Origin of the sequence: Nocardia arseniciresistens (assembly GCF_046764875.1) — a bacterium.
In the GTDB taxonomy this organism is placed as follows: Bacteria; Actinomycetota; Actinomycetes; order Mycobacteriales; family Mycobacteriaceae; genus Nocardia; species Nocardia arseniciresistens.
Genome location: NZ_JBKORD010000018.1, coordinates 155,430 through 167,226 on the forward strand (window position 1 = coordinate 155,430; position 11,797 = coordinate 167,226).

Sequence of the window (11,797 nt, forward strand, 5' to 3'; positions counted from 1 at the left end):
CGCATCCTCCGACGCGGCCGTATCTCAGCCGATGACCGCGTTCATGATGGTGCCCGCGCTGGTGGCGATGACACCGCCGATCATGGCTCCGGCCACCATCTTCGGTGACTCGAGACCGCCGCCGGACCACTTCTCCCAGGCGAAACGACCGCCCGCGTAGATGATGGCGCACACGCCGGCCAATAGCACGAACCAGGTCAGGTAGCGGACAAGCTGGAGGAACTTATCCGAGATGGGCGGGGCTTCCGGTGTCGGATTGCCTATCTGCGCCCAGGTGTCGAAAACGGCGGCCAGGATCATCAGGTGCTGCTCATTCTGGATGTGGGACAGGATGGATTCGCTCACAGGGATGGTATCGGTTAATCCGCAGTGGCGCAGTCACGTCGAAGCAAAGGCGCAGCGAAATCACACCTTGCGGGAGTCGGCGGCGGTGGGATGACGGAGAGAGTGTGCGGTCGAGCAATGGCCGTCGCGAACTGGTGATCCCGCCCATCGGTGTGGTTGCGCCACTGTAGGTACCGCAGGTCGGGCAAATATGTGGCTATACTTCCGCCTGGATCTCTCGAAGGCGTCCGGCTCGATCGGAGAATGGGGAGAAAGACCATGGGCGACGAGCATTCACTCGCACGGCTCTCGCGCCGGACGATGTTCGGGGTGGCCGCCGCGACCATGGCGAGTGTCACCGTGTCGACGGCCTGCGGCACGTCGGACAAGAGCCCCTCGACCAGCGTGACTCTCATGCCCGAGGACCCGAAGACGATCGCCACGGACGCCTACATCTTCGGCTATCCCTTGGTGCTGATGGACGCGACTCGGGTCGCCTCGGAGAAGTTCGCGCCCGCCAACACCTTCCGGCACGCTTCCATCCTGCCGACGCCCGAGACCCGCGATGCCGTTCGCATGAATCTCGACACCATGTACTCCGTCGCCTGGCTCGACGTGTCCACCGAGCCGATCGTGTTGCAGGTGCCCGCTATTGAACAGGGCCGATACTGGCTGATGCAGCTGCTGGACGCCTGGACCAATACCGTGCACAGCCCGAGTAGCATTCGGCCGCAGGTGAAGCCGGGCGCGCAGGCACCGCCCTACACCTACGTCGTCACCGGGCCCCGGTGGAGTGGAAGCCTGCCCGAGGGCGTGACGCAGCTGTCCGCGCCGACCCCGACAGTGTGGTTGATCGGCCGGATTCAAGTGAACGGCGCCGACGACATCCCCGCCGTGCAGGCCATTCAGCAGCAGCTGAAGCTCGTCCGGCTCAACGCATGGGTGGCGGGAGAAATGCCCGAACCAACGGCAGCGTCGGCGGAGGGCCCCGCAATTGCGCCGTCGAGGGAGGTCGTCGAGATGGGCGCGGCCACCTTCTTCGACAGGCTGTGCGCGGTGATGGCGGTGAATCCGCCGAGCGCCGAGGACCTGCCCGCGATGAACCGCTTCGCGACCATCGGGATTCGGCCGGGCGGCAGCGTCACCGGTATCTCCGCCGAGGATCTGACCGCGGCCGCGGATCGGGCGAAAAGGCAGATCCCCGCGAGCTCCACCCCGACCGCGGTGAACGAGAACGGGTGGATATTCGAACGGGACATCGGTACTTACGGAACCAACTACATGCTGCGCGCCAGCACCGCATGGCACGCGTTGGGTGCCAACCTGCCGGAAGACGCGATATATCCGACCCTCTCCGGCAGCGCCGATCTCAATGGCGTGCCCGCGAACTTCCGGCTGCATTTCCCGCAGGGCCAGCTGCCGCCGGTCGATGCGTTCTGGTCGCTGACCGCCTACGGCGCGGACAACTTCCTGGTACCCAACCCGGCGAATATTTACTCGATCGGCCGTCAGGGAACTGTCGTCCTCAACGCCGACGGCTCACTGGATCTGGCGATCCAGCACACCGACCCGGGCGCGAGTGTGCCGACCGGCAATTGGCTGCCTATCCCGGAGTTGGGGCGGTTCTCGCTCACGATGCACTTGTTCGCGCCGAAAGCTGCCGCGCTCAACGGGCAGTGGAGGCCACCCGTGCTGAACGTCGCGCCGTAGGGTCCGCCGATGTCACCGACGCGCTGGCTCAGATGACGGTCGATCTGATCGCGCGACGAATCCCGCCGGGTCAGCGGCTGTCGCCGTCCCACGTCCACCGCGGTACCGCACGGATCGGGTGAAGTTCCTCGTCGGTCTTGGCGTGCGAGTTCTGTTGCGCCACTTTCGAACCGAACTCGGCGTGGGAGCGAACGGCTTCGCGGAAGCCGTCGTTGTCCAGCAGACCCGCTTCCTCGAAGGCTTCCATGTACAGCTCGGTGAACCGACTGCGCTGCTCATCGGTGATCGCCAGATGGCGATGCACCGCGATGATGTAGTCGAAGCCGAGTCGTTCGGTGAAACGGTCCGGTCCACCAAAGGATTCGGCGGTGAACCAGGTGAGGTGGTCGACGTGATCCGGGTGCCGTTCGGTGAACTGAGTTTTCAGCACCGGGTCGGCCAGGACCTTCTCGTAGAACGCCTCTTCGACGCGGTGTAGCACCTCGTCACCGCCCGCGTGCTCGTGCAGAGTGGTCATGGTGAGAGCCTCCGAATGGAGAATAGAGCGAATCTGTCGCCTCCCATTACAAGCCCGATCGCGGTGACCGCGCGCGGTTTGACCGAAATGTCAGGGTTCCTGTGCGTAGCCAAAGAAAAGTAAACGGGTTTTAGTAAACACTGTTCACCTGATGGTGTTCTGTGGTTTTATCTCCTCTGGAACGTGTTCCGCACAACGTTGTGAGGTCTGCAGCCCAGACCGGTAGGAGATAGCCGTGACAACCCCCTCGATCCCCGCAGGATTCGACTTCACCGACCCCGACCTGCTCGCCAGTCGTCTGCCCATCCAAGAATTCGCCGAGCTGCGCCGCTGCGCGCCGGTGTGGTGGTGCGCCCAGCCCGATCGAGCCAGCGGCTTCGACGACGGCGGCTACTGGGTGGTCTCCAAGCTCGAGCACATCAAGGAGATCTCGAAGAATCCGGACGTCTTCTCTTCCCAGGAGAACACCGCGATCATTCGATTCAACGAAGAAACCACCCGTGAGCAGATCGACATGCTCGGCAACATGCTGATGCTGAACCTCGATCCGCCGCAGCACACCAAGATCCGCCGCATCATCTCCAAAGGCTTCACCCCCCGCGCGGTCGAGAACTTGCGCGCCGCGCTCACCGAGCGGGCGGCCAAGATCGTGCACGACGCCAAGAAGTCCGGGCGCGGCGACTTTGTCGAGCAGGTCGCCTGCGAACTGCCGCTACAGGCGATTGCTGAGCTCATCGGCGTCCCACAGGACGACCGCAGGAAGCTCTTCGACTGGACCAATCAGATGATCTCCTACGACGATCCGGAGTTCGACGGCAACCATCACACCGCCACCGCCGAGGTCATGGGTTACGCCTGGAACATGGCAGAAGAGCGGCGCAAGTGTCCAGCCGAAGACATTGTCACCCAGCTGATCAACGCCGACATCAACGGCGAGAACCTGGGCTCGGACGAGTTCGCGTTCTTCGTCATCCTGCTCTCGGTGGCGGGCAACGAGACCACCCGCAATTCGATCACGCACGGTATGAAGGCTTTCGTCGACAATCCGGACCAGTGGGAGCTGTACAAGAAGGAGCGTCCGCGCACCGCGCCCGACGAGATCGTCCGATGGGCCACTCCGGTCACCGCGTTCCAGCGCACCGCGAAACAGGACACCGAGATCGGCGGTCAGCAGATCAAGAAGGGGCAGCGGGTCGGATTGTTCTATAGCTCGGCCAATTTCGACGAGGACGGCTTCGAGAACCCGTTCACCTTCGATGTGTTGCGTAACCCCAACCCGCACGTCGGCTTCGGCGGCACCGGCACCCACTACTGCGTCGGCGCCAACCTGGCCCGCCTGCAGATCGACCTGATGTTCAACGCCATCGCCGACGCGATGCCCAACCTGCGCCAGGTCTCCGATCCGGTGCGGCTGCGCTCGGGCTGGCTCAACGGCATCAAGCGCTGGGAAGTCGAATACGCTTGAATCTCCGTATGAGTAAACCGCGCGGTCGCGCGCCGGTGGTCACCGACGGCGACATCCGGCGGGTGGCCCGCGCGCTGCTGGTCGAGCAGGGGCCCCAGGCGGTCACGTTGCGGGCGATCGCGCGGGAACTCGGGATCACCGCGCCCGCGCTGTACCGGTACTACCGGTCGCTGGAGGATCTGCTCGAGACACTGCGCTCGGAATTCTGCGCGGATCTCGCAGCCGAGCTGTCCGCCGAGATCGCCACCCTGCCCGACGACGGCGCGGTGCAGTTCTTCGCCATCTGCAAGGGTTTCCGGCGCTGGGCGCTGGCGCACACCAGGGAGTTCACCCTGGTGTTCGCCTCGCCCGGCGTGGGCCGCTCCGGAGTTATGCGGCGTTTCGACGAACCGTTCGGGCGCATCTTTCTCGCCGCCGCCGGCCGCCTGCTCGCGACCTACGACATCGTGACGCTGCCGACCGAGGTGATTCCCGTTGACCTGCGCGAGGATCTCGTCGGCTTCCAAACCGAGCTGCTCGCCGCGGTTTCGGAGGCCGGCCAGAAGTTCCCCGCCGAAAAGCTCGACCTCGGCGTGACCTATCTGATGATCCAGATCTGGGCCCGCCTCTACGGCCACGTCACCCTGGAAGTATTCGGCAACTACCCGATTCCGCTGTCGCATCCGGAGATCCTGTTCGACACGATGCTTGCGGAACTGGGTCGGACGGCCGGATTGATCAGCGACTAGTCGATCGCCTGGTTGCTCAGATTCGCGCGCCCTTGGTGCGATTGCAGGCGCGGCAGAGGATTTGAAGGTTCGAGGCGCTCGTCGCGCCGCCGCGGCTGAGCGGGATGACGTGGTCGAACTCGAGGTAGTGGCCGTCGCCGCATTCGACGCATTTGCCGCCGTCGCGTTGCCACACTTCGGCCTTCACCTCCTGCGGGATGCTGCGGGTGTCGCGTTGGCCCGGGGTGAGGATCAGTCGTTTGGCCACCCGTAGCGCGCCTTCCAAGGCCGCGGCGACGTAGTCGGGGTCGGTGACCTCGAAGATCGCGCCACCGCGTGCCGAGGTCGCGGCGAGTACGACGGTGTTCTGTTCGCGGTGCACGGAAACGACTCGCGACCACGGCAGTTCGATGCCGGTGTCGGCACCGACGAAGCGGAGCTTCTTGTTGCTGCCGATTAGTCGGCCGTCGGTGAGCTTCGGGCCCTTGGCCAATAGCCGCACATGGATCGCGGGCAGATCGAGGTGCACCTTCTCCTCGGGATCCAGGTGCAATCCTGGCGTCCTGATCATCGGCAGATCCCCGGCGCGCAGCCGGGACAGGGTGCGGCCGCGGTGCATTCGCCTGCGTAGGTCCTCGATCAGCGGGCCGCTCAGTGCCAGCTCGGCGATGGCGTACTCGAATGCCTCGAACTCGGCGAGCTCCACCTCGCCGTCGGCGAAGGCGAAGGTGACCAGCCGCTCGACGTAACTGAGCGCGCCGGCGTGCAGTGCCTGCCTGCCCGCGCTCTCGTCGATGCGCTGATACCGCAGCGATGCCCACAACGCCTCCCAGTCGCCGCCGCGCGGCCCGGACATGGTGAGCACCCGCCAGGCCTGGGTGTGCCAGTGGGTGAGGAACTCTTCGATCTCGATCTCACACTCTTGGCACGGTGCGAGGCCGCCGAACAGCTTGCGGCGGCGCGGGTTGGCGCACCGTACGCAGTCGCGCGGGCCCGGCTGCCTGCGGTGGTAGGTGGCGTTTGTCCATTCGCTTCCGTCCCACCAGCGCAGCCGCGCCGGGTCTTCCGGATCCGAATGCCATTCGGCGCGTTCGGGATCGGGCGGCGGGGGTGATGGTGGCTGTTCGGCAGATCGGCGATGGCGTTCGAGGTCGACAGACCGTCCCGCTCGACCTGCTGAACGTTCGGGTGCTCGGAAGGTGTTCGCTGTCGATGCCGTGTGTCCATCGGTCGCCTCGAATTCGGGCGGCGCGGGTGACGGCCGCTGATCGAACCCCGGTTCGGTCGACTGTGCCGCGGTTGCCGCCGGTGGCCGGTGATGATCGAACGGTTCGGTCGACTGGCCCGCTGTCGTCGCCGGTGGCTGGTGGTGATCGAACGATGTCGCCGACCGGGATGCGGTCGCCGCCGTCGCTCGACGTCCGTCGTATGGACCGCCCGAATCACCGATGTTCGCGGGTGGCCCTTGTTCATCGAAGGGCTCCGCACGTGTTGGTGTCCGGGAGTCCTGCGAGCGTTGCGAGGCTCGGGGGTCGCGCTCGGCGCCGCGAGAGCGGTCGAAGGGGTCCGCGGCTCGGGGAGTGGTTGTCGCAGACCGGCTCGTGCCGGGAGAACCCGCGAATCGCGGTGCCGTCGGAGGATGTGTCCTGCCGAACGGGTTCGCGGATCTGGAGACGGGTGTGCGGGTAGGCGTCGGCTCGGACGGATCCTCGACGCTGACGCCGAACTCGGTGACGAGCCCGGCCAACCCGCTCGACCACCCCTGCCCGATGGCACGGAACCGCCACTGACCGTTCCTGCGGTAGAACTCGCCGAACATCATCGCGGCCACCGAGTCGGTGTCGGCGATTTCGAACTGGGTCACCGGCCCGTCGGCGGCGTGCACGGTGAGCGTCAAACCGGTGATGCCGCCGAAGGTGCCGTCGTCGACGGAGCCCGCGATGACGATCCGCTGCACCTCGGGCTCGGTTCGCGGCAATGAGACACTCAGCCGAGCGGTCCCCTGCGCGGGCTCCTGGTCGAGCGTCACCGCCTGTGAGACATGCCGTGGCGCGTTGAAGAACACGAGATCGCGATCGGTCCGAACAAGGCCCGAGTCACTCAGCAACAGCGCATGCCCATCGACGACATGTTCCGACTGCCATGAAACAACCACGGCAAGAAGGGATGTCGGTACCGGTGCGTTGGCGCCTTTGCTGAGTTTCATCGTCCTGGAACTATGCCACGAGGGTCCGACACGCCGAATTCCGCGAGGTCGATGCTCGGCGGTGCGCGGCGCACGGGAGTGGCACAGTGGTCTCATGACCACCCGCAAGGGACCGGGCCGCAAGGCCACGCCTCCGAAAGCGACGCCTCCGAAAGCACCGGGCCCGCGTGTGCCGAGCGCCGGCGACATCCTGGCGGCCGCCCAGTCGGCAGCGGCGGCCGCGCAGTCTGCGGCGGGCGCGGCCTTGGATGCCGCACAGCTGACGGCAGGGCAGGCGTTCGACGCGGCGGTGCGGCTGCCACCGGCATCGGCGCAGTTGGCCGCGCAACTGCCCGATCTGATCGCGAACCTCTCGATCGCGATCGACCGCCTCAACTCGACCATCGACCGCCTCGACCGGACCCTGGCCCTGGCCGACCCGGCATTCGCGGCCTACGACCGCCTGCTGCCGCGACTCGAGTCGATGATCGGGCTCGGCGAAGACCTCTTCACCGCCCTGTCCCGGCTGCCCGGCGTCTCGATCCTCGGCCGGTTCACCGGCCGAACTCCCGAGCCGCCCGCCGAGCCCGAGCCGCCCCGCTCACGCGGTCGACGGAAGTAGTCGAAGGTGGCCGGTCCCCACGGTCGAGCCGGCTGACCAGTACTGCGGCCACGTTCGGGGTGCCCGCGCCGAGCTTCCCGGCAACCACCTGGAACTGGCGCAGGGCAAGCGGTCCAGGTGACGTCGCGCCCGAAGCGTAACGCCCTATCGAACGGCCCGGTAGGTGGCGGCCGCTTTCAGCAGGGTTTCGTGGTATTCGTCCTCGGGGTCCGAGTCCAGGACGATGGCGCCGCCCGCGCCGATGCGCCACTGACCGTTGTGGCGGACGGCGGTGCGGATGACGATGTTCAGGTCGGCGGTGCCCGCGAGGCCGAGGAAGCCGATGGTTCCGGAGTAGATACCGCGTGCCTCGGTTTCCAGTTCGTCGATGATTTCCATGGTGCGCTTTTTGGGGGCGCCGGTCATCGATCCGCCCGGGAAGCAGGCGCGCAGGCAATCGATGGCGTCGACGTTCGGGCGCAGGGTGCCGCGGACGGTCGAAACCAGTTGGTGCATGGTCGAATACGTTTCGGTGGCCATCAGCTTCGGGACATGTACGCTGCCGATCTGGCAGACCCGGCCGAGATCGTTGCGCAGCAGGTCGACGATCATCAGGTTCTCGGCGCGGGTTTTCGGGCTGTCGGCAAGCTCGCGACGCAGTCGCTCGTCCTCGGCGGCGGAGTTCCCCCGGGGCGCGGTGCCTTTGATCGGCTTGCTCTCCACGGTGCGGGCGCGATCGACCTTGAGGAAGCGTTCCGGTGAGGAGCAGGCGATTTCGAGGTCGTCGAAGCGCAGATAGGCCGCGTACGGCGCGGGATTGCCGCGGCGCAGGCGGCGGTAGAAGTCGAGTCCGTCGGATTCGGTGGCGGGGAAGGTCGCGTTGTCGGTGAGGCAGATTTCGTAGGACTCGCCCGCATGCAGCTTCTCGTGGCACACGGCGATATCGGCCAGGTAGCGATCGCGGCCCCTGGTGAACAGCGGTGCGACGGCGGCGGTGTCGGCGGACGCCTCGAGCGGCGGCGGATTGGCCCAGGTGGGTAGGGATTCCAAGATCTCGCGGGTGTCGCGCAGCCAGTCCGCGCCCGCTCGCAGCGCATCCGGAGTGGGATCGGTGAGCGCGAGCAGATGGGTGTGCCCACCCACGTGGTCGACCACGACGATCCGATCCGCGAAGATCCACTGCGCGTCCGGTGTCGGCGCGCGATGCGCGGCCTCGGCGCCGCAATCGGCCTTCACCTCGTAGCCGAGGTATCCGACGTAGCCGCACGCGAAATCGAAAGGCAGGTCGGGAAGTTCGACATATCGCCGCCGCAATTCGGCGGCCAGATATTCGAGGATCGTGCCAGCGACGCTGCGCCGACCACCGTTGGAGGACTCGACGGTGACCGCGCCCTCGCCGACCCGATAGCGAACCACCTCGGCCAGCGGCCCGCTCGCGTCGCCGAGGAAGGAGAACCGGTCGAGTCCGGGTTCGACGTGCTCGCTGTCGAGCCAGAATGCGGTGGGGGAGTTGGCGTACAGCCGAACGAAGGCGGCCTCGGAATCGATGGCGCGCTCGATGACACTGTGTTGGAGCTGCCTTTGGCGTGGGGTCTCGTGGTAGCCGAGCCGGGTATCCCGGTCGTCGAGCGCGGGCGTGAATCGCTCGGCTGCTCGGACGAATCCTGTTGTGCCTGAAGCTACTTGCTCTCTAGCCCTGGTGATGGAGCCGGACTGTCCGACTATCGAGGGTCGACCGGTCCCTGATCTGCCTGCCGCGAACCGATGAACGTGGGGCGGGGTCGGCTGGGCCGCGGTCAGTTTGGCGAAATTCCGTAGTAGCGCCGCGCCGTACTCGCTGGCTATCGATTCGGGATGGAACTGCACGCCCCACTGCGGTCTGTCGCGGTGGCGCACGCCCATGATCACCCCGTCGGCGGAAACCGCCGTGATTTCGAGGCTGTCGGGCAGCGGGCGTTGAGCGCTCAATGAGTGATATCGCACGGCGGTGAAACCATGCGGGATGCCCGTGAACAGGTCACTGTCGTCGTGCTCGATGTGATCGAGGTAGCCGTGTCGGGCCTCCGGCGCGCCCGCGACCACGCCGCCTGCCGCGACGACGATTCCCTGATGGCCGAGGCATACGCCGAGCAGCGGTAGGCCGGTCCGGGCGATCACCGCGGCCGAGATGCCGACATCGCGGGCGACGTCGGGGCGGCCGGGCCCAGGGGAGATGACGACGTTGTCGAAGCGGGAAAGGTCCAGCTGCTCGAGATCGTCGACCTCGTCGTTGCGCACTACCGTCGGTTCGGCGCCGTTCACCTCGCTGATCAGCTGATACAGGTTATAGGTGAACGAGTCGTAATTGTCGATCAACAACGTGTGCATGGTGCCTGAAACCCTACGCCCAGCCTCGAATGGCTAACTGTTGTCAACTGCCTTCAGTTATCCGGTATCGATGAGGCACAATGTCGAACATGTCTGTTGCGCAGCCGGTCGACGTGGATCGTGACCTTGTCGACTTCACCGTGGTCGGGAAGTGGATGGACGAGCAGGGCCTGCCTGGTGGTGAGTTCGAGGAGGTGGCTCCGCTCGGTGGCGGAACGCAGAACATCATGTTGCGTTTCCGCAGGGGTGGTCGTGACTACGTGCTGCGCCGCGGCCCGAAGCATCTGCGAGCCAAGAGCAACGAGGTGATCCGTCGCGAGGCCAGGCTGCTCGGTGCGCTCGACGGTGCCGACGTGCGCACCCCGCGGATGATCGCGGCGTGCCCGGACGAAACGGTTCTCGGTGCTGTCTTCTATCTGATGGAGCCGATCACCGGATTCAACCCACAGAACGAGTTGCCCGAACTGCACGCGGGGGATCAGGAGATCCGGCGGCAGATGGGCCTGTCGGCGGTGGAGGCCATCGCGCGGCTCGGCGCGCTCGACTACCAGGCGCTCGGACTCGCCGATTACGGCAAGCCCGACGGCTTCCTGGAACGGCAGGTGCCGCGCTGGCTCGGTGAACTCGAGTCGTATTCGTCCAACGAGGGCTACCCCGGCCCCGAGATTCCCGGCGTCGAGCGGGTCGGCGAGTGGCTCGACCGCAATCGTCCCGCCCGGTGGAGTCCAGGGATCCTGCACGGTGACTGCCATCTGGCGAACATGATGTTCTCCTTCGACGGCCCCGAGGTCGCGGCGATGGTGGACTGGGAGATGTCCACGATCGGCGATCCACTGCTCGACCTCGGCTGGCAGATCGCGACGCGCCCCGAGCCGGGCACCGCCGGTGCGGCGCTGGTCGGCAAGCTCGGCGCGGTCGGCGGGCTGCCGACCGCGGCGGAGATGATCGAGCACTACGGCAAGTTCTCCGACCGCGATCTCAGTGTTGTCCCGTGGTACACGGTGCTGGCCTGCTTCAAACTGGGCATCGTGCTGGAAGGCACCCATGCTCGCGCCTACGCGGGCAAGGCGCCCAAGCAGGTCGGCGATTTCCTGCACGCGATCACCCTCGAGCTCTTCGAGCGCGCGCACGGCTTGATGGAGTAAACGCACTCGGCGCAGCGACTGTCGGAATCTTGCGGACACGTGGCTGTTTTTGTGTGGCTGATGATATGCGGCCAATCGTATGGTGGGCGCATGCCGATCGTGCCTGATGTGAAGAACTGGACCTGGGTCCTCGAACGATCCTGTCCGGAATGTGGATTCGACGCGGCCGCGACGTCGTATGCGGACGTCGCCGACCTGGCTCGCGCTTATTCGGGTCGGTTGACCGCGACGTTGGCGCGGGCCGATGCGGCCACTCGCCCGGATACGGCGACATGGTCGTCGCTGGAGTATGCCGCCCATGTGCGCGACGTATGCCGAATCTTCGCCTACCGCACCGCCGTTGCCGCGTGCACCGAGGCGATCGCGCCGCTGATTCCCGGCTTCGAGGGGCGGGGTCTGGAAGCCTCGGAGACCGCCGACGGGCTGCCGGTGTTCGCGAACTGGGATCAGGACGAAACGGCGGTCGCCGACGGATATGGCGAGCAGGATCCGGCCACCGTGGCCGCCGAGTTGACCGAGGCCGCCGAAACAGTCGCGCGAGCGATCGAATCAGTGCCTGCCGCTGACCGGGGACTCGAGGTGCGCCGCAGCGACGGATCCACCTTCACCGTGGAAACCCTGGCGACCTATTTCCTGCACGACTTGATTCATCATGTTCACGATGTGCGCGGCTGAAGTCGGGCAGAATCTACTGCGGCCGGGGCCCAGAGCTGGGGGAAAGGGTGCCCACCGGCGAGTTCGGCCGATCTTGGTCGACGAATTTTCGACCCGGTACT

General features: G+C 66.0%; 10 protein-coding genes. 6 read left to right on the forward strand and 4 right to left on the reverse strand.

All coding sequences use genetic code 11. The features are described from left to right. Window positions 1-24 precede the first annotated feature (24 nt). Window positions 25-300: a hypothetical protein gene (locus ACLMAJ_RS30180; RefSeq protein WP_412017302.1), complete on the reverse strand. Its 276-nt coding sequence runs from the start codon at window positions 298-300 to the stop codon at window positions 25-27. Between the two features lie 303 nt (window positions 301-603). Between ACLMAJ_RS30180 and ACLMAJ_RS30185 the strand changes: the two genes are divergently transcribed. Next, window positions 604-2,034 (forward strand): DUF1254 domain-containing protein, encoded by a 1,431-nt coding sequence (locus ACLMAJ_RS30185; protein ID WP_412017245.1) that lies wholly within the window; start codon window positions 604-606, stop codon window positions 2,032-2,034. 70 nt (window positions 2,035-2,104) lie between these two features. Here the strand turns inward: ACLMAJ_RS30185 and ACLMAJ_RS30190 are convergent, their stop codons facing one another. Beyond that, window positions 2,105-2,551, reverse strand: a complete 447-nt coding sequence (locus ACLMAJ_RS30190) for a globin domain-containing protein (RefSeq protein ID WP_412017246.1) — start codon at window positions 2,549-2,551, stop codon at window positions 2,105-2,107. Window positions 2,552-2,786: 235 nt separating this feature from the next. Here ACLMAJ_RS30190 and ACLMAJ_RS30195 point away from each other — a divergent pair, with 235 nt between their 5' ends. Further along, entirely contained in the window at window positions 2,787-4,016 is a 1,230-nt protein-coding gene (locus ACLMAJ_RS30195; RefSeq protein ID WP_412017247.1) for a cytochrome P450, read from the forward strand. Between the two features lie 8 nt (window positions 4,017-4,024). Further along, the gene (locus ACLMAJ_RS30200; protein ID WP_412017248.1) at window positions 4,025-4,744 is read left to right on the forward strand and encodes a TetR/AcrR family transcriptional regulator; all 720 of its coding nucleotides are present in this window, start codon (window positions 4,025-4,027) and stop codon (window positions 4,742-4,744) included. A gap of 16 nt (window positions 4,745-4,760) precedes the next feature. Here the strand turns inward: ACLMAJ_RS30200 and ACLMAJ_RS30205 are convergent, their stop codons facing one another. After that, entirely contained in the window at window positions 4,761-6,929 is a 2,169-nt protein-coding gene (locus ACLMAJ_RS30205; protein ID WP_412017249.1) for a TerD family protein, read from the reverse strand. Between the two features lie 94 nt (window positions 6,930-7,023). Here ACLMAJ_RS30205 and ACLMAJ_RS30210 point away from each other — a divergent pair, with 94 nt between their 5' ends. Further along, window positions 7,024-7,530 (forward strand): hypothetical protein, encoded by a 507-nt coding sequence (locus ACLMAJ_RS30210; protein ID WP_412017250.1) that lies wholly within the window; start codon window positions 7,024-7,026, stop codon window positions 7,528-7,530. 144 nt (window positions 7,531-7,674) lie between these two features. Here the strand turns inward: ACLMAJ_RS30210 and pabB are convergent, their stop codons facing one another. Further along, window positions 7,675-9,876: an aminodeoxychorismate synthase component I gene (pabB, locus tag ACLMAJ_RS30215; protein WP_412017251.1), complete on the reverse strand. Its 2,202-nt coding sequence runs from the start codon at window positions 9,874-9,876 to the stop codon at window positions 7,675-7,677. A gap of 80 nt (window positions 9,877-9,956) precedes the next feature. Between pabB and ACLMAJ_RS30220 the strand changes: the two genes are divergently transcribed. After that, on the forward strand, window positions 9,957-11,021 hold the full coding sequence (locus ACLMAJ_RS30220; protein WP_412017252.1) for a phosphotransferase family protein: 1,065 nt from the start codon (window positions 9,957-9,959) through the stop codon (window positions 11,019-11,021). A gap of 90 nt (window positions 11,022-11,111) precedes the next feature. Next, on the forward strand, window positions 11,112-11,696 hold the full coding sequence (locus tag ACLMAJ_RS30225; protein ID WP_412017253.1) for a DinB family protein: 585 nt from the start codon (window positions 11,112-11,114) through the stop codon (window positions 11,694-11,696). Window positions 11,697-11,797 lie beyond the last annotated feature (101 nt).